Raw genomic sequence first — 17,206 nt, forward strand, 5'->3', positions numbered from 1 at the left:
ATGGCCGAAATTCAACTTCGCAGTGTTGGGAAACGTTGGGGATCGTTTGTGGGGGTGGATAATTTCGACCTGACTATTGCCGATAAAGAGTTTCTGGTTCTTCTTGGCCCATCAGGCTGTGGCAAGACGACGACCATGCGCATGATTGCGGGTTTGGAGGACGCCAGCGAGGGCGACATTCTGATAGATGGCGAGCGTGTCAATGACATGGAGCCCAAGGACCGCGATGTCGCCATGGTGTTTCAGTCCTACGCGCTCTATCCGAACATGAATGTTTATGAGAATATCCGGTTCCCGCTGAAGGTGCGCGGCATCGACCCTTCCACACATGACGAAAAAGTGCGCCGCGCTTCGGCCATGGTCGAACTGGATGACTTTCTGCATCGCAAACCGGCAGAGCTGTCGGGCGGCCAGCGTCAGCGCGTCGCTTTGGCCCGCGCCATTGTTCGCGAGCCAAATGTCTTTCTGATGGACGAACCGCTGTCAAACCTTGACGCCAAGCTGCGTGTTTCGACGCGCGCGCAGATCAAGAACCTCAGCCACGAGCTTGCCGTGACCACGATCTACGTGACTCATGACCAGATCGAAGCGATGACCCTTGCCGATCGTGTGGTGATCATGAAGCAGGGTATCGTGCAGCAGGTTGGCTCTCCGACCGATATTTACGATGCACCCGCAAACACTTTTGTGGCCAGCTTTATTGGCAACCCTGCAATGAACCTTATCGATGGTCAGGTTCAAGATGGGGTGTTTCGGGCTCAGAACACTGAGGTGCATGGGCTGAACGCGTCGGACGGCCCGATTACGCTGGGCTTTCGCGCCGAGGACGCCAATGTCGTGGAAAGCGGCGGCGAGATTAACGGGCCCATCTACACGCAGGAGCTTTTGGGCGACAGCACGATGGTCTCGGTTCGGATCGGTGGCGCGCTGGTTTCGGTCAAAGCCGACAAAACCTATCGCGCTGAAATCGATGATCAGGTTTCAATCCATATCCACACCGATTACTGCCACTTGTTTGATGCGCAAACCGGAACGCGTTTGGAGCGCTGAACAGAAAATCCAAACCCGCATTGCCGGGTTTAATGCAGGTGCAGACTTCGAAGATGCACCCATCTACCTAGGGAGGAATACAAATGTTTCTGAAGAAAATAGCATTGGCTGGGTCCTTGGCCGCCTTTGCCGCCAGCGCAGGTTATGCCTGTGAAATTAGCGGGCGCGTGAATATCGTTGGTAACGAATTTGCGGCCATTCAGGCCGTCGCAACCGGCGCGAAAGAATGCACAGGCGCATCGGTCGATTCAAACCTGACCTCCGAGCACCAGACCATCAACGTGGCTGGTCTGTCCGGAAACCCGTCTGAATACACCAGTGCCATCATCGCCAACAGCTCGATCGTGGCGTTGATGAACGAAGATGTTATTCGGCCGCTCAACGATCTGGTGGAACAGCATGGTCAGGACCTGCAGCCAGGTCAGTTGATCAAGATTGGTGATGACATTATGGCCGTGGCGTTCATGGCGAATGCTCAGCACCTGATGTATCGCAAGGACGTGTTGGAACAGGCCGGTGTCGAAGTGCCGACAACCTATGAAGAATTGCTCGAAGCGGCCAAAGCCATTCGCGAGCAGGGCATCATGCAAAACCCGGTTGGCGGCGCCTATGCGTCGGGTTGGAATCTGGCACAGGAATTCAACAACATTTTTCTTGGCTATGGCGGCAGCCACTTCAAAGCCGGAACAGCCGAGCCCAACGTGAATTCTGAGGCTGGTGTCAATGCGCTGAACATGATGAAGGCTTTGTCGGAATACATGAACCCCGACTTCCTGACCCACGATTCCAATGCCACTAATGCCGAATACCGTGCTGGTAACGTTGCAATCATGAATATGTGGGGTTCACGCGCATCGCAGCAAACCACGACCGAAGGCGTGCTTCAGGAAGTGATCGACGGTCATGCGATCGGCGCACCACTGACAGTCGGCGGAGGGTCGACGCCGGCATCGACCCTGTGGTGGGACGGCTGGACCGTCGGCAAGAACATCTCGGATGAAGAAGCCGAGGCTACGTTCATCGCGATGAAACACGGTATCCGTCCTGACATGCTGAACGATGAAACCACGCCGCTGGCGGTATGGTTGATCGAAGGCTACGAGCCTGGTGCGGACGCCGAAGGCGTGTTTGAGGCTGCCAAAATGGGCACACCGCCTTATCCGATGTTGCCTTACATGGGCCTGATGCACAGCGCGCTAGGCAATGAACTTTCAGACTTCATGCAAGGCAAGGAAAGCGCTGAGCAGGCGCTGGCCGATGTCGAAGCCGCATATCGCGCCGCTGCCATCGAACAAGGTTTCCTCCAGTAGGGCCTGACTCGTGCGGGCGTCTGTAAGGGCCGCCCGCACAAACCAATTCACGTGGGGATTGCGACATGCGCCATAAGACCTTCCTGTGGTTCTTCCTGCCCACCGGGCTTGCGATGCTGCTGTTCATCGCGATGCCGATAGTCTCGGTGGTGACCCAATCCATTTTCGCGCCTCATCCGGCCGTTTTGTTAGAGGTCGAAAGCTGCACCCCCCTGATTGGATGCACGACAGAGACCACGATTGATCAAGAGGCAACAGCCGCCCTTCGCGCCGAGAAACCACTGGGCCGATTTGTCGGATTGGACATTTACCTGGACCGTGGCCACCTGGCGATCCAGGAAATTGGCCAGATCTGGGCTGCGAATGAAACCTGGGGCGATTTCTTCTCAAAGATCGGTAATTTGCCCTTTTACAGGGCAATGGCTTTTACGTTGACCTTCACGTTTGTTGTGACGCCGCTCACAATCCTTTTGGGGCTGGTGATTGCGCTGGCAATCAACTCCCTGCACCGAAATCTCAAAGGGCTGCTGATCTTCTTTTCGCTTCTGCCGATGATCGTCACTCCGTTAATTGGCTCGCTTATCCTGTTCTGGATGATTGACAGCCGCGGGGTCATCGGCAACGCCTTGGTATATCTGGCCGGGGATCCGGATTTCAGCCTGAAGGCCTCAACCGGGCTGATGTGGGTGGCGCTGATGGTTTATGGAGTTTGGCACGCTGCACCATTTGCATTTGTCGTGTTCTATGCGGGGCTGCAAACATTGCCCCAGGATCAAATCGAGGCCGCCCAGATAGACGGGGCAACCCGCTGGCAACAGGTTAAGTTCGTGGTCGTTCCTCATCTCATGCCACTGGTCACATTTGTTGCGTTGATTCAGTTGATGGACAACTTCAAGGTGTTTGAACCGATAATCGGGTTCAGCGCAGGTGCGCACGCACAATCCCTTAGTACATTCATCTTCAACGACTTAGGCGGTGAAACCCGGCAGCTTTCTTCCGCGGCCGCGACCTCTGTGATCACGATAATCGGAGTCGCCATTCTGCTGTCACCCGTGCTTGTCCGCACCTGGCGCGACTTCAAAGGAGCAAGATAATATGGCCAGCCGCGCACAAAGAATGCCTAGAAGTCTCCGGATCGCCTCGTCCTTATTTGTGATCCTATGGTTCGTTCTGGCCGCTTTCCCGTTCCTCTGGACGGTCTGGGGTTCGTTCAAAGTAGAGTTGGATTTCTTTTCGATCGCCGACTGGACCAATGCCATCACCGGAGCACGGACCGAAGCCGTCTATGGCTCGCCTTTCACAACCACAGGGTACGAGGGCGCCTGGATACAGGAAGAATTCTGGCGGAATGTTCTCAACACAGGGATCGTCTGTTTCTTTGTTGTCACCATCTCGCTCACAATCGGAACGCTGGGGGGCTATGCTCTGTCCCGGTCGACCTACAACTATACGTTCTGGCTATTGATCACGGCACTTATCTTCCGGGCTATGCCACCGATTACGCTGGTCTCGGGATATTTGCTGCCTTTCTTCGAATGGAATATCTGGGGGATCCTTCCAACCACGATCATCGTGCTTGTGGCGATCAACCAGCCGTTCACTCTGTGGATGCTGCATTCTTTCTTTAAGAACATCCCAAGCGAGCTGGATGAAAGTGCCAAGGTCGACGGATGCAACCAGTTCCAGGCATTTCGTCGCGTGATCATTCCGGTGATGTGGCCAGGGGTGATCACCACCGGGCTGTTCTCGTTCCTGCTGGCCTATAACGATTTTGCCGTCGGGGCGATGCTGCTGTCCGAAAGCAACCGCACGATGGTGCCTGCCATTGCCGCGTTTCTTGGTACAACGCAGACTGAAGGTAACGTGATGTTCGCGGTTGCGGCTGTGGTTTCAGCCACAGTTCCATTGTTCATTCTGGTCATGTTCTTCCAGCGACAGATTGTGGGCGGTCTGACGGCCGGGGCTGTGAAAGGCTAACTCTGATGGGACGCACTCATCCTCAGTCCGTATCTGCCCATGCGCATACAGCCAGACTGAATGTGGCTGCGTGCAGGACCCGGCGGCCGGGACGAATTCCATTTGCTTTGATGCGCGCGGGACCTTGCGGGGCGCTTCTCCGAACACGCCCCGAACAGACCCCATTGAGACAGAGAAGATGAAAAACCTCGACCGTAAACCCTTTCTGAAATTCACCGAAGCACAACGCCATCCTGGCAACTTCCGGCCGGCATTTGACGCTTTCTTCGCCCCCGGTGCACATGTCAACGTGGTGCATCCCTTCAATGAGGTCGCGGGCGGCCTCGGGCTGCACGATCACGTCATCGCCCCGCTCGCCGCTGCCTTCGACGGGCTTTTTCGGCGCGATGACATCGTCATGGCCGGCGAATTTGACGGGCAGGACTGGATCAGCGCCACCGGCTATTTCGTTGGTCGGTTCTCGCGCGACTGGCTCGGCATCCGGGCCACAGGCGAGCTTGCCTATCTGCGCTTCGGCGAGTTCCACCGGATGCAGGACGGCAAGGCGGTGGAAAGCTATATCTTCCTCGATATTCCAGAGCTGATGCTGGCCGCTGGACAATGGCCGATCCCCGACAGCCCGGGCAAGACCCGCGGCTTCACCGGCATGATTCATGGCCCTGCCAGCCATGATGGCATCTTGACCACTCCGCAGGATCCTGCGGAGGGTGCCAAGAGCTATCGTATGGTCACAGAAATGCTGGCCGGGCTTGCTACCGAGAACGAGGCTTGGCGCCCCTACTGGCATGACAACATGGTCTGGTACGGCCCCGGCGCCTTCGGTTCTTTCGTCGGGATTGAGAGTTTTGCCAGCTTCCAGGTGCCTTTCGAAGCCACCTTTGAAGGCTGGTCTGGCGGCACTGCGGGCAACGGTATGACGGCGCATTTCACCCGCTATGGCGAAGGTAACTACGTATGCTCGGGCGGTTGGCCCTCGTTAACTGGCGTCCAGGTGAAACCTTTCCTCGGCCAGTCCGCAAGTGGCAAACGCGTCTTCATGCGGGTCTGTGACTGGTGGCGCCGCGAGGACGATCTGCTGGTCGAAAACTGGGTTTTTGTCGATGTCCCGCATGTGCTGTTGCAACTGGGCTATGACCTCTTTGCTGAAATCGCCGAGCAGGCTGCATGAGCTGCTCTGCCAGACATAACGCCGTTGCGCGCCATCCGGCGCTCAACCGGATGCCAAGGGATTTTCTGACGGCGGATTAATCCTCGCCCTCCACACAGAAGACCCCTTGGTAACCATAAAAGGAAGAGAAACATGAAGGGCTCCCGCCCCGAACAGGCCGTGCTGACACGTGACACGGACATGAGCAAAACCGACGAGACCCGCGCCGTGATCGAGGGGATGGTCGATGGTTTGAACGACCACCGTATCGAAGACATCGGCGAATTCTTCGCCGAAGGGTTCCGCTGGCTTGGCAACCAGGGTTGCGGCACCAAGACGGGCCTGAAGGAATTCCAGGAAAACTGGCAACGCCCGTTCCAGGCTGCGTTTTCCGACAAGACCTGCATCGACGAGGCCCGGCTTTATATGGGCGAGTGGGCGGCAGCTTTTGGCCGCCAGGAAGCAACCCATTCTGGCGAATTTCTGGGGATTGCGCCCACCGGCAAGCGCGTCGAGATCCGTTACATGGATTTCTGGAAAGTTGTCGACGGCAAGATCGTCGACAACTGGGTGAATGTCGATTTTGCCCATGTCGCCTCGCAGCTTGGCGTCGATCTGTTCCAGGGCAAAGGGTGGGAAACATTTGACCGGGGAGAAGAAATTCCGCCCCGGCCCGAAAATTGAGGATTAGGACAATGGCTATCGAATATCTGAAAAGCGGCAAACCCGAGGCCGACCGGGCCGAAGATGACGCCAAAACCCGCGCTGTCGTTGAAGCGACGCTGAAAGACATCGAAACCCGAGGTGATGCGGCAGTGCGTGATCTGTCGGAAAAGTTTGATGACTACTCGCCGGAAAGCTTCCGCCTGAGCCAGGAACAGATTGACGAGCTGATTGCCTCATTGACCGAACGCGAGCTGGCCGACATCAAGTTCGCTCAGAAACAGGTGATAAACTTCGCGCAGGCGCAGCGCGACTCAATGCTGGATATCGAGGTTGAAACCTTGCCGGGCGTCATCCTCGGCCACAAGAACATCCCGGTGCAGTCTGTTGGCTGTTATGTTCCTGGCGGTAAATTCCCGATGGTTGCGTCGGCGCATATGTCGGTTGCGACCGCTAAAGTGGCCGGTGTGCCTCGCATCATCGCCTGCACGCCGCCGTTTCAGGGCAAGCCCAATGCGGCCGTGATCGCTGCCATGTATCTGGGTGGGGCGCATGAGATCTATGTCATGGGTGGTATCCAAGCGATTGGTGCCATGGCGATCGGTACGGAAACCATTGATCCGGTCCACATGCTGGTCGGCCCCGGGAACGCCTTTGTCGCAGAAGCCAAACGGCAGCTCTTTGGTCGCGTTGGCATCGACCTTTTTGCGGGCCCGACCGAGACCATGGTCATTGCCGACGAAACCGCTGCCGATGCCGAACTTTGTGCGACCGACTTGTTGGGGCAGGCCGAGCATGGCTACAACAGCCCCTGTGTTCTGGTCACCAACTCGCGCAGGCTGGCCGAAGAAACGCTGAGCGAGATCGACCGTATCCTCGGCATCCTGCCTACCGCCGGAACCGCAAAAGTCAGCTGGGAGGAGTATGGGGAAGTCATTGTCTGCGACACTTATGACGAAATGCTGCAAGTTGCCGATGATATCGCCTCTGAGCATGTGCAGGTGATGACCGACCGTGACGACTGGTTCCTGGAAAACATGACCAGCTATGGCGCGCTGTTTCTTGGGGCGCGGACCAATGTTGCAAACGGTGACAAGGTGATCGGCACGAACCACACGCTGCCGACCAAAAAGGCTGGACGTTATACCGGCGGTTTGTGGGTCGGCAAGTTCATGAAAACTCACAGCTACCAGAAGGTTGTTACCGACGAGGCTGCGGCAATGATCGGCGAATTCGGCTCACGCCTGTGTATGCTGGAAGGCTTTGTCGGCCATGCCGAGCAATGCAATATTCGCGTCCGGCGTTATGGGGGCATCAACGTACCTTACGGCGAAGGTGCGGCTTATCGCGAGGCTGCAGACGCGTCCTCATAAGAGTGAGGTCATTGCTGCAGAACTTGCGCTTGGGGTTTGCCCGGGCACCACGGGTTTTGAAAGAAAAGCAGATAACACAATGCGAGATTTCGCAATGGACACACATTCTACCCATAAGGCCCTGATCGCGCCATTGCGCGAAGCCATGTATAACTTTGACGAAACCGGCGTCCGAGCTGCACTGCAGGCGGTGATTGCGCCCGATGCCGTCATCCACATGCCCCATCCATTCGGCGACCTGACCGGGCCGCAGGAACTCTATGATGCCTGCTACTCACCGCTTTTGAAATCCATGCCCGATCTGGAACGCCGGGATTGGATTGTGATGGGCGGGCCGACGCAACATGGCGATGATTGGGTCTGCTGTGGCGGCCACTACGTAGGCACCTTCGTCGCCCCTTGGTTGGACATCCCGCCGACCGGGCATCTGACCCATATGCGGTTCCACGAATTCTACCGCTTCGAAGATCGCAAAGTTGTCGAAATCCAGGCACTCTGGGACATTACCGAAGTGATGATGCAAGCGAAGGCCTGGCCGATGGCCCCGTCTTTGGGGCAGGAGTTCTGTATTCCCGGCCCGGCGACGCTGGACGGTATCGTGCGGGGCCCCTGGGATGAGGCAAAATCGAAGGCCTCCTGCGACCATATCGTTTCCATGCTTGAGCATCTGGAAAAGCATCCCAGGCAGGGTAGCCCCGAAGTGATGGAGATGGAAAGGTTCTGGCATCCGCGCATGAACTGGTACGGGCCCGCCGGGATCGGCACCGGGCGCGGCATTGCAGGGTTTCGCAACTGGCACCAGATCCCTTTCCTAGGTGGCATGCCGGACCGAGGCAAATACGCCGACGAGATCACCTTTCATTTCTTTGGTGACGGTGATTATGCAGCTGTTACCGGCTGGCCGGACATGATCCAGACCATCACTCATGACGGCTGGATGGGTATCGCCCCTTCTGACCAGCGCATCACTATGAGATCGTTGGATTTCTGGCGATTGGAAGATGGCCTGATCCGGGAGAACTGGGTGTTGGTCGACCTGCTGGACGTGTACCGGCAACTGGGCGTAGATGTCTTTGCCCGCCTGCGCGAATTCAACAAAGCGCGTGTCGCGGGTGAAATTCCATACCCAGTCGGCGAGGTCTGATATGCTCAATTTTCCCAGCACCCCCAGTTTCAGTCTAGGCGGCAAACGTGCGCTAGTCGCCGGGGCATCGTCGGGCATAGGTCTGGCCTGCGCCGTAGCGCTGGCAGAGCATGGGGCCGAGGTCACATTGGCGGCGCGCCGCGCAAGTGCGTTACAAGAGATAGCCGATCAGATGACTGCCAAGGGATGGTCTGCCAAGGTGCTTGAGATGGATGTCACCGATGTCGCAGGAACTGCCGCGGCTGTCGCCGAAAACGGGCCGTTTGACATCCTTTTGAACTCGGCAGGGTTTGCACGTCATAGCAAGGCGGTCGAAACGGTGCCCGAAGATTTTGACTCGGTCATGAACGTCAATGTCCGGGGGGCCTATTTCCTAACCCAAGCCGTTGCCAAAGGGTTGCTTGAGGCCGGGCGTCCCGGATCGCTGATAAATATCTCAAGCCAGATGGGCCATGTCGGCGGGCAGGAACGCGCGGTCTATTGCGCCTCCAAGTTTGCGGTCGAGGGCTTTACCAAGGCGATGGCGCTGGAATTCGGGCCCGCAAAGATCCGTGTCAACACGATTTGCCCGACTTTCATCCTGACGGATTTGTCCCGGCCTACATTCGAGGACCCGACCAAACGGGCCTGGATTTTGGACAAGATCAAGCTAGGCCGCCCGGGAGAGATTGAGGATATTATGGGCGCGGTAGTGTACCTGGCATCAGAGGCGTCGGCTTTGGTTACAGGAACAGCAATGTTGGTGGACGGAGGCTGGACGGCAGACTGATGGTTACTCAGAAAGTTACATCGTTGGACGTTGCCCGGCTGGCCGGGGTCAGCCAATCCGCCGTTAGCCGGGTCTTTACGCCTGGTGCATCGGCCTCGCAAAAAACGGTCGCGAAAGTGCGCAAGGCAGCGGATGAACTGGGATATCGGCCAAATTTTCTGGCCCGTGCGGTGGTCTCGGGCAAAAGCCGGATCATTGGACTTGTGGTCGCCTATCTGAACAATCAGTTCTATCCTGAAGCGTTGGAAAAGCTGACAAACAAGTTGCAAGAGCGCGGCTACCACGTGCTGGTCTTCATGGCGTCGCATCAGGCCGGCAACATAGACAACGTGATCGAAGAAATACTGGATTTTCAGGTTGATGGGATTATCGCAGCTTCGGTGGCTTTGTCGTCGGATCTGTCGGATCGTTGTCTGGCTGCCGGTGTGCCGATGGTGCTGTTTAACCGGGTTCAGGACGACCCGGCCATGTCGGCGGTCACCTCGGACAATATCGCGGGTGGGCGCAAGGCTGCCGAATTCCTTTTGGCCGGGGGGCATAAAAAGATCGGGTACATAGCCGGTTGGGAAGGCGCGTCGACCCAGCGCGACCGCGAATCAGGTTTCAGGGCCGCCTTGCATGATGCGGGGGCGGAACTGCATGCGCGCGGCGTTGGGAACTTCACCAGCGAACAGTCGCGGGCGGCAACGCTGGAGATGTTTGCCTCGGACCCGCCCGACGCCGTTTTTGTGGCCAATGACCACATGGCTATTGCAGTGATGGACACCCTCAGATTCGAGTTGGGCCTAAGGATTCCCGAAGATGTTTCGGTTGTCGGATACGACGACGTGGCTGTGGCCGCCTGGCCAACCTATAGCCTGACCACCGTACGACAGCCTGCTAACCGCATGGTTGCCGAAACCGTGGACATTTTGCTGAGCAAAATCGAAGGGCCCGATGTTGGTCCGCACCGATTGGAAATAGATGGACCGCTGATTGTTCGCGGTTCTGCACGTATACCTGAAGGATGGAAGACATGAAGGGATTTGACCCGAAATTCAAAGATTTTCCTGACTATATTATTGGGATCACAAAAGAAATCTGGGAAGATCGGGGCATTGCCACGCTGCACCATTACTATGCGCCCGATATCGTAGTTCGATCCCCGGGGTCAGTTGTCGTTGGCAATCAGGGCGTCATTGCCGCTACCATGGCAACGCTTGCCGAGTTCCCCGACCGCACATTGCTGGGTGAGGATGTGATTTGGTCCGGCACACCGGAAGAGGGCATGCTGTCCTCGCACAGGCTTTTGTCGACTGCGACCCATCTGGGCGACGGTGTCTATGGGAAGGCTACCGGGAAAAAGCTGGTCTACCGTATCCTTGCCGACTGTCACGCCATCAACAACCAGATCAACGATGAATGGCTGATCCGCGACCAGGGTGCGATTGTCCAACAGATGGGTTGGGACCCAAAAGAATATGCCCGCGATCTGATTGCCCGCGAAGGCGGCCCAGAGGCTTGCGCCCAGCCTTACACGCCGGCGAATGATCAGCCTGGACCTTACAAAGGGCGTGGCAATGACAATGAATGGGGTCAGAAATACGCCGACATTCTGAACCGGGTCATGTCTGCAGACCTGAGCGTGATCAGCGCCGAGTATGACCGCGCCGTGCAATCGGAATATCCGCGCGGCACGACTGGTCACAGCTGGGCTCCGGTCGATCGCTTTTGGATGGGGCTTCGCGCCTCTTTCCCGAATGCCGAGTTCAAAATTCAACATCAGATTGGTCGCGACGACCCAATGATGCCGCCCCGCGCCGCGATCCGCTGGTCGCTGCATGGCAAGCATGATGGATGGGGTGTGTTCGGCACGCCGACGGGGGCCGAGGTCTTTGTGCTGGGTATTAGCCACGCCGAATTCGGCCCCTGGGGCCTGCGCCGTGAGTACACTCTGTTTGATGAAACGTCGGTCTGGAAACAGATCCTTTTGAAAACCGGTGATCTGTAAATGTCGCATCGTCTCTCAAATCTGGAGGCTGGGCAGGCCCTGCGACGTTTTCACGCCCACCGGGCCAGCCTGCGTGCCCGGCGACTGAACAACCGCCCGCCTGGTTTCGGAGTTTGACCGCAGCGAACTCCAACCAAAAGGAAGACAGAAATGAGTACCATCCAAAGCCGCATCGTCCGTTATGGCGAATTGAAACCCTGTAAAACCGCGTTCATCGACGCCCATACCCCGGGGTCAGATCAAAAGGAAAACTTCACCATCGTCGGCGGGGGCGTATCCGAAAGCCCCGATCAACACGTCCACATCACCGATAAGATCGGTTTCAACATCGGTGCTGCGGGCCAACCGCCGAGATGCCGGAACTCTCTGCATAGCCACACCACGGCCGAAGTGTTCTTTGTTGCCAAAGGCCGTTGGCGGTTCTTCTGGGGCAGATACGGATCGGCTGGTGAGTTCATTGCCGAAGAAGGAGACATCTTCAACATCCCGACCGGTATCTTCCGCGGGTTTGAAAATGTGGGGCAGGACTACGGGATGATCATGGCGGTCCTTGGCGGTGACGATGCCGGGGGCGGGGTCACCTGGGCGCCGCAGGTTATTCAGGATGCGCAGGCCCATGGCTTGATGCTGGGAAACAATGGGGTTCTTTACGACAGCAAAAAAGGGGAAACGCTGCCGCATAACGTACAGCCCATGCCCTTGCTGACTGAAGAGCAGTTGAAAGCCTATCCCGAGGTCCCCGTCGAAAATGTGATTGGCAATTACGTGGCCCGCTATTGGGATTTGATGGCGCTGTCATCAAACAGGCCTGCCGTTGTGATCGGTGAAAACGGCCTGATCAAAGACAAGCCGGGTTTCGAGGTTGATTTCCTTGGTCGCGGCTCGTGTGTGTCTGATCCGGTTAAAGCCGAAAAGCCTGTGGTCTTGATGCCGGCCAGTGGCCACTGGCGGATTACGATTGAGGATGTTGAAACAACCCTGACAAATGGGGATACCGCACTGGTTCTGCCCGGCGAAAGCTATGGCGTCACGCCTTCGATGACGGGTAACGCGGGGCTCTATCGCGTTACCGCAACCGAAGATCCGGCCGGTACAACTTGGACAGGTGCATGAAACAAACTGCGCTGCCTTCCGGGCGGCGCAGATTAGACTTGCAGAGGGAGAAGAAGGAATGACCCGCATTTCAACCACACATGTAGGGAGCCTTCCGCGTAGTCAGGAGGTCGTGGATTTCATCTTTGCGCGCGAGCGTGCAGAGCCATTTGACGCGGCTGCGTTTGATGCCTGTATGACCTCGGCCGTGTCCGAGACAGTGCGCAAACAGGTCGAAGCCGGGGTCGATATCGTATCAGATGGCGAGACGTCGAAGATCTCATACGCCACCTATGTCAAAGACCGCTATACCGGCTTTGACGGGGACAGCCCGCGCAACGCGCCAGCGGATCTGAAGATGTTTCCCGGCTTCCTGAAACGCTTGGCTGATGATGGCGGTACGCCACAATATGCGCGCCCAATGTGTGTGGGTGAGGTGCGGTCAAAAGGGCAAGGTGAACTGCAAAAAGACATCGACAACCTCAAGGCCGCCATGGCCGCGCATGGTGTCGAGCGTGGTTTTATGAACGCGGCCAGCCCGGGTGTCATCTCGCTGTTTCTGCAAAATGATTTCTACCCCACACGTGAAGCCTATCTGGCTGCACTCGCCGATGCGATGAAGCAAGAGTACGAAACCATTGTGGGGGCCGGTCTGGATCTACAGCTGGATTGCCCCGACCTGGCCCTGTCTCGCCATATGCTGTTCTCTGACCTTTCGGACGAAGAATTTGTCAAAGTCGCCAATTTGCATGTTGAGGCCCTGAACCACGCATTGCAGGACGTTCCCGCTGACAAGGTGCGCGTCCATATTTGCTGGGGCAATTACGAAGGACCGCATTGTTGCGACATTGGAATGGACAAAGTGTTCGGCACGCTGATGTCGACCAAATCCCGCTATGTCCTGTTCGAAACCTCGAACCCCCGTCATGCGCATGAATGGACGGTGTTCCGTGACCGCAAAGCCGAAATACCTGAGGACAAAGTGCTTGTACCTGGCGTTGTCGACACCACGACAAATTTTGTCGAACATCCGGAACTGGTCGCCCAACGTATTGAACGGTTTTCGAATATTGTCGGCCGCGAAAGAGTGATCGCGGGCTCGGATTGCGGATTTGGCACTTTTGCCGGATTTGGTGCGGTTGATCCCGATATCGCCTTTGCCAAGCTTGGATCTCTGGCCGACGGGGCTGCATTGGTCGCATGAAACCACTTGTTATGTTGCCCGGCATGATGTGCGATGCCCGGCTTTTTGCCCCGCAGATCGCGGCGCTTTCGAGCAGCAATCCTGTCCTCTACGCGCCGATTGGGGGGCATGACACGGTGCAGGCTTTGGCCGCCGAAGTGTTGTCTTATGCGCCCCCGCGCTTTGTCCTTGCGGGTCTGTCCATGGGTGGCATCGTTGCGATGGAAATAATCCGGCAGCAACCGCAGCGCGTCGTCAGCGTGGCGCTGATGGATACCAACCACTTGGCCGAACGGGATGACGTCAAAGCCAGGCGTGGTCCACAAATCGCTTCTGTGTCCAGTGGGGGCTTGGGCCGGGTCATGGCCGAGGAGATGAAACCAAACTACCTGACCGATGGCCCGAACCGCGAGGCAATTCTGAACCTGTGCATGGATATGGCCTTGGGTCTTGGACCGGATGTTTTTATCAACCAGTCCAAAGCATTGCGAGATCGCCCCGACCAAAGCGATACCTTGCGCGGTTATCCCGGACAGGCCCTGATCCTGTGCGGGAAAGATGATGCTCTGTGCCCGGTTTCGCGACACGCCTTGATGCATGAACTTCTCACGAATAGCCGTTTCGAGGTCATCGAGCAGGCGGGGCATTTGCCAACACTTGAACAACCCGAACTGACGACAGCGGCTCTGTGCCGTTGGCTGGAGGCACTATGAAAAAACCCTTGCTGGATCTTTTGAAATCCGTCGACACCCCCACCGTTTGCAATGCGATCGAAGTGGCGCAAGGCAAGCGTGGGTTCGACAATTTCACGCGGGGCACAATGCTGTGCTCGGATCCCAATGCGGGGGCAATGGTCGGTTATGCCAGAACGGCAAAGATCGCGGCGGTGAACCCTCCCGAAGACCCTCCCGAAGTGATCCGTCAGCGCCGGATGGATTATTACCGGCACATGGCAACGGGCACAGGCCCGGCTGTCACGGTTGTCGAAGATTTGGATTTCCCGGACTGCATCGGTGCTTATTGGGGTGAGATCAATACCACGGTCCACAAAGGGTTTGGCATCAGCGGTGCGTTGACCAACGGCGTGATGCGGGATCTGGGCGATTTGCCGGATGGGTTTCCGGTTGTGTCGGGCTCGGTCGGTCCAAGCCACGGGTTCGTGCATGTCAAAGAGGTGGGCACCCCGGTGACCATCTTCAGCCTCTCGATCAAGGACGGGGACCTGGTGCATGCGGACCGGCACGGCGCTTTGGTGATCCCGCCCGAAGTGGTGGACAGCCTGGAACAGGCGATCCGTAAATTGCTTGAAACCGAAAAGCTTATTCTTGGCCCAGCACGCGCGTCAGAGTTCGATTTTGAGGCCTTTGAACAAGCATGGGCTGCGTTCGAAGCCTCGCGCACGTAGTGCAGCAACAACCACGCGGCCCAGCCATAGACTAACCCGGCAGCGAGCCGATGTGATCCTGAATAGGCCGGTCACTAGCGATGGCGATTGTGTCGGAAATCGCAGCGGGGTCACACCCATCTCATGCCCAAATCCGACAGATGCCTTTGAACCCGTCCAGGATAGTCCGAGACGATGGCATCGACACCCAGATCAATCATCCTGCTGATATCCGTCGGTTCATTGACCGTCCATACGGCTACGCAAAGCCCAAGTTCTTTGGCAACCGCGACGTCCTCAGATATCACATCTGCGAAATACGGACACCAAAGCGCGCCGCCCGCTTGCTTGACCATTTGCGGGATTTTTTCGCTTTGGCCTCGAAAGTCCCGACAAACGGCCTTGGAGGAATCCTCGCCAACGTCATCGGCATTTTCGGGAAGCTGCGTCAGGTAAGATGACGGCATGTCAGGTGCCTGCCGCTGACAGACTTCCAACAGGGTCCAGTCAAAGCTGTGCAGCAACACGCGATCGGATAGGCCAGCGGCCCGAACCTGCTGTACCACGCGTTCGACAAAGCGGTCCAGATAGGCTGCGTCATGGGCCTGATCCGGATCAGATTTTAGCTCCAGCATCAGATTGGCATCGCCATATTCCGGCCGATTGATCAGATCCAGCAGGTCCTGCAACCTTGGCACGCGAATGCCGTCCAGCTGGGCCTGATCGGGGAACCGCCGGCCATAATCCGAATGCCCGTCCAATCGCCCGATATCGAACTGTTGAATCTGGTCCAAGGACAGGGACGAGACTTTGGGTTCTTTTCCGGTCAAAAACTGACCGCTGGCATCCCGAAAGGTCGGCGCATGCAGCCGATGGTTATGGGTTATGACGGGCACATCATCCGCCGTCAGCACCACGTCAAACTCAAGAAGCGGAACCCCGATGGACAGCGTAAAATCGAAGCCGATCATGCTGTTTTCGGGCAGGACGCCGCGTGCCCCCCGGTGCCCTACTACACGGATCAGGTTTTTACCGCCGCGAAACGCCTCGACCTGAGGGAATGGCATCAGCCTTCGAGCCTTATGCCAGAGGCCGGGTCAAACAGATGTATATGCTCTGGCGCAACAGAAAAACGCATATTGGGATGACGGCCTTCGATCGGATGAACACCCGGAAGGCTGATCGTGATTGCCGCGCCAGAGCCTGACACCTGACCGTGCAGCAAAGTATTCGCCCCCAGCGGTTCGGCTATCTGAACTACGACATCAAAGGGCCCGTTTTCATCAAGGAACAGATGCTCTGGCCGTATGCCCAATTTGAACGGGCCATCGGGCCCGCCTGATGGGCCAATCTCGGTATCGTTGATCCTGATCTTTCCGCCCTGGCGCTCTGCATCAAAGGTATTCATCGCCGGGCTGCCGATGAATTGCGCAGCGAACAGCGTCCGCGGCGTCTCATAGACCTCAAGCGGGGTGCCGATTTGCTCGGCAACACCACCGTTCATCACGATCATTCTGTCGGCCATGGTCATGGCCTCGACCTGATCATGGGTCACGTATAGCGAAGTGATACCCAGCTTTTCTTGCAGTTCGCGGATTTCCAGGCGCATCTGGACACGTAGCTTTGCATCCAGGTTTGAGAGCGGCTCATCAAACAGGAACACGGCAGGTTCACGGACAATAGCGCGGCCCATGGCAACCCTTTGGCGTTGACCGCCTGAAAGCTGACGGGGCTTGCGGTCAAGCAGCGGCTCAAGCTGCAACAGCTTAGCGGCCTCGGTCACCTTCTGGTCAATCTGAGCCTTGGGCAATCCGGCGATTTTCAGACCATAGCCCATGTTCTGGCGTACCGACATATGGGGGTACAGAGCATAGTTCTGGAACACCATCGCAATGTCCCGGTCCATCGGCTCCTTGTCATTGGCGCGCTCTTCGCCAATCCGGATTTCGCCGGATGTCACAGTCTCAAGCCCGGCCACCATCCGCAGCAAAGTGGATTTGCCGCAGCCCGAGGGGCCCACGATCACGATAAACTCGCCATCCGCGATATCGACGTCGATGCCATGAATGACGTCCGTTGGGCCAAAGCTCTTTTTGACGGTCTCAAGGGATACTGTTGCCATTT

The 17,206-nt window shown here is 57.0% G+C and carries 17 protein-coding genes; 15 read left to right on the plus strand and 2 right to left on the minus strand.

Features of this window, described 5'->3' with window-relative positions:
• The 15 genes from AC2FIP_RS09815 to AC2FIP_RS09885 all read left to right on the plus strand — a co-directional run bounded on the left by AC2FIP_RS09815 (position 1) and on the right by AC2FIP_RS09885 (position 15,103).
• Positions 1-1,050 carry an ABC transporter ATP-binding protein gene (locus tag AC2FIP_RS09815; protein ID WP_496786200.1) on the plus strand — a complete coding sequence of 350 codons (1,050 nt, stop codon included), beginning with the start codon at positions 1-3 and terminating at the stop codon, positions 1,048-1,050.
• 83 nt (positions 1,051-1,133) lie between these two features.
• Positions 1,134-2,360, plus strand: a complete 1,227-nt coding sequence (locus tag AC2FIP_RS09820; protein WP_271949112.1) for an ABC transporter substrate-binding protein — start codon at positions 1,134-1,136, stop codon at positions 2,358-2,360.
• 65 nt (positions 2,361-2,425) lie between these two features.
• Entirely contained in the window at positions 2,426-3,454 is a 1,029-nt protein-coding gene (locus AC2FIP_RS09825) for a carbohydrate ABC transporter permease (protein WP_496786201.1), read from the plus strand.
• A gap of 1 nt (position 3,455) precedes the next feature.
• Positions 3,456-4,337 carry a carbohydrate ABC transporter permease gene (locus AC2FIP_RS09830; RefSeq protein WP_281972841.1) on the plus strand — a complete coding sequence of 294 codons (882 nt, stop codon included), beginning with the start codon at positions 3,456-3,458 and terminating at the stop codon, positions 4,335-4,337.
• Positions 4,338-4,515: 178 nt separating this feature from the next.
• Complete coding sequence (locus AC2FIP_RS09835; RefSeq protein WP_496786203.1) at positions 4,516-5,505, plus strand: nuclear transport factor 2 family protein; 990 nt, start codon at positions 4,516-4,518, stop codon at positions 5,503-5,505.
• A gap of 132 nt (positions 5,506-5,637) precedes the next feature.
• The gene (locus AC2FIP_RS09840) at positions 5,638-6,168 is read left to right on the plus strand and encodes an ester cyclase (protein ID WP_142639920.1); all 531 of its coding nucleotides are present in this window, start codon (positions 5,638-5,640) and stop codon (positions 6,166-6,168) included.
• Between the two features lie 11 nt (positions 6,169-6,179).
• A complete protein-coding gene (gene hisD, locus AC2FIP_RS09845) occupies positions 6,180-7,520 on the plus strand; it encodes a histidinol dehydrogenase (protein WP_271949103.1) in 1,341 nt (446 codons plus the stop codon).
• 94 nt (positions 7,521-7,614) lie between these two features.
• Positions 7,615-8,664, plus strand: coding sequence for an ester cyclase (locus AC2FIP_RS09850; RefSeq protein WP_496786204.1), 1,050 nt, complete (start codon positions 7,615-7,617; stop codon positions 8,662-8,664).
• Position 8,665: 1 nt separating this feature from the next.
• Positions 8,666-9,433, plus strand: a complete 768-nt coding sequence (locus tag AC2FIP_RS09855) for an SDR family NAD(P)-dependent oxidoreductase (protein WP_281995153.1) — start codon at positions 8,666-8,668, stop codon at positions 9,431-9,433.
• A complete protein-coding gene (locus tag AC2FIP_RS09860; RefSeq protein WP_496698276.1) occupies positions 9,433-10,452 on the plus strand; it encodes a LacI family DNA-binding transcriptional regulator in 1,020 nt (339 codons plus the stop codon). Before AC2FIP_RS09855 ends, AC2FIP_RS09860 begins: the two co-directional genes overlap by 1 nt.
• Positions 10,449-11,423, plus strand: a complete 975-nt coding sequence (locus tag AC2FIP_RS09865) for a nuclear transport factor 2 family protein (protein ID WP_496698277.1) — start codon at positions 10,449-10,451, stop codon at positions 11,421-11,423. The genes AC2FIP_RS09860 and AC2FIP_RS09865 overlap by 4 nt, the downstream gene beginning before the upstream one ends.
• Before the next feature lie 150 nt (positions 11,424-11,573).
• Entirely contained in the window at positions 11,574-12,536 is a 963-nt protein-coding gene (locus tag AC2FIP_RS09870; RefSeq protein ID WP_496786206.1) for a cupin domain-containing protein, read from the plus strand.
• A 58-nt stretch (positions 12,537-12,594) separates the two neighbouring features.
• Complete coding sequence (locus tag AC2FIP_RS09875; protein WP_496702203.1) at positions 12,595-13,719, plus strand: cobalamin-independent methionine synthase II family protein; 1,125 nt, start codon at positions 12,595-12,597, stop codon at positions 13,717-13,719.
• Complete coding sequence (locus tag AC2FIP_RS09880; protein ID WP_496786207.1) at positions 13,716-14,411, plus strand: alpha/beta fold hydrolase; 696 nt, start codon at positions 13,716-13,718, stop codon at positions 14,409-14,411. The genes AC2FIP_RS09875 and AC2FIP_RS09880 overlap by 4 nt, the downstream gene beginning before the upstream one ends.
• Positions 14,408-15,103 carry an RraA family protein gene (locus tag AC2FIP_RS09885; protein WP_496786209.1) on the plus strand — a complete coding sequence of 232 codons (696 nt, stop codon included), beginning with the start codon at positions 14,408-14,410 and terminating at the stop codon, positions 15,101-15,103. The genes AC2FIP_RS09880 and AC2FIP_RS09885 overlap by 4 nt, the downstream gene beginning before the upstream one ends.
• 110 nt (positions 15,104-15,213) lie before the next feature.
• Here the strand turns inward: AC2FIP_RS09885 and AC2FIP_RS09890 are convergent, their stop codons facing one another.
• Both AC2FIP_RS09890 and ugpC read right to left on the minus strand, forming a co-directional pair.
• On the minus strand, positions 15,214-16,149 hold the full coding sequence (locus AC2FIP_RS09890) for a glycerophosphodiester phosphodiesterase family protein (protein WP_496786210.1): 936 nt from the start codon (positions 16,147-16,149) through the stop codon (positions 15,214-15,216).
• Positions 16,149-17,204: a sn-glycerol-3-phosphate ABC transporter ATP-binding protein UgpC gene (ugpC, locus tag AC2FIP_RS09895; RefSeq protein WP_496786211.1), complete on the minus strand. Its 1,056-nt coding sequence runs from the start codon at positions 17,202-17,204 to the stop codon at positions 16,149-16,151. Before ugpC ends, AC2FIP_RS09890 begins: the two co-directional genes overlap by 1 nt.
• Between the last annotated feature and the right edge of the window lie 2 nt (positions 17,205-17,206).

Source organism: Ruegeria sp. CDSB114, assembly GCF_059611025.1.

Bases quoted from the DNA above. Each gene is read 5' to 3' on its own strand.
- hisD (WP_271949103.1), top strand. From the start codon at position 6,180: ATGGCTATCGAATATCTGAAAAGCGGCAAACCCGAGGCCGACCGGGCC.
- AC2FIP_RS09835 (WP_496786203.1), top strand. From the start codon at position 4,516: ATGAAAAACCTCGACCGTAAACCCTTTCTGAAATTCACCGAAGCACAA.
- AC2FIP_RS09890 (WP_496786210.1), bottom strand. From the start codon at position 16,149: ATGCCATTCCCTCAGGTCGAGGCGTTTCGCGGCGGTAAAAACCTGATC.
- AC2FIP_RS09875 (WP_496702203.1), top strand. From the start codon at position 12,595: ATGACCCGCATTTCAACCACACATGTAGGGAGCCTTCCGCGTAGTCAG.
- AC2FIP_RS09865 (WP_496698277.1), top strand. From the start codon at position 10,449: ATGAAGGGATTTGACCCGAAATTCAAAGATTTTCCTGACTATATTATT.
- ugpC (WP_496786211.1), bottom strand. From the start codon at position 17,204: ATGGCAACAGTATCCCTTGAGACCGTCAAAAAGAGCTTTGGCCCAACG.
- AC2FIP_RS09815 (WP_496786200.1), top strand. From the start codon at position 1: ATGGCCGAAATTCAACTTCGCAGTGTTGGGAAACGTTGGGGATCGTTT.
- AC2FIP_RS09885 (WP_496786209.1), top strand. From the start codon at position 14,408: ATGAAAAAACCCTTGCTGGATCTTTTGAAATCCGTCGACACCCCCACC.
- AC2FIP_RS09860 (WP_496698276.1), top strand. From the start codon at position 9,433: ATGGTTACTCAGAAAGTTACATCGTTGGACGTTGCCCGGCTGGCCGGG.
- AC2FIP_RS09820 (WP_271949112.1), top strand. From the start codon at position 1,134: ATGTTTCTGAAGAAAATAGCATTGGCTGGGTCCTTGGCCGCCTTTGCC.
- AC2FIP_RS09825 (WP_496786201.1), top strand. From the start codon at position 2,426: ATGCGCCATAAGACCTTCCTGTGGTTCTTCCTGCCCACCGGGCTTGCG.
- AC2FIP_RS09850 (WP_496786204.1), top strand. From the start codon at position 7,615: ATGGACACACATTCTACCCATAAGGCCCTGATCGCGCCATTGCGCGAA.
- AC2FIP_RS09870 (WP_496786206.1), top strand. From the start codon at position 11,574: ATGAGTACCATCCAAAGCCGCATCGTCCGTTATGGCGAATTGAAACCC.
- AC2FIP_RS09880 (WP_496786207.1), top strand. From the start codon at position 13,716: ATGAAACCACTTGTTATGTTGCCCGGCATGATGTGCGATGCCCGGCTT.
- AC2FIP_RS09830 (WP_281972841.1), top strand. From the start codon at position 3,456: ATGGCCAGCCGCGCACAAAGAATGCCTAGAAGTCTCCGGATCGCCTCG.
- AC2FIP_RS09840 (WP_142639920.1), top strand. From the start codon at position 5,638: ATGAAGGGCTCCCGCCCCGAACAGGCCGTGCTGACACGTGACACGGAC.
- AC2FIP_RS09855 (WP_281995153.1), top strand. From the start codon at position 8,666: ATGCTCAATTTTCCCAGCACCCCCAGTTTCAGTCTAGGCGGCAAACGT.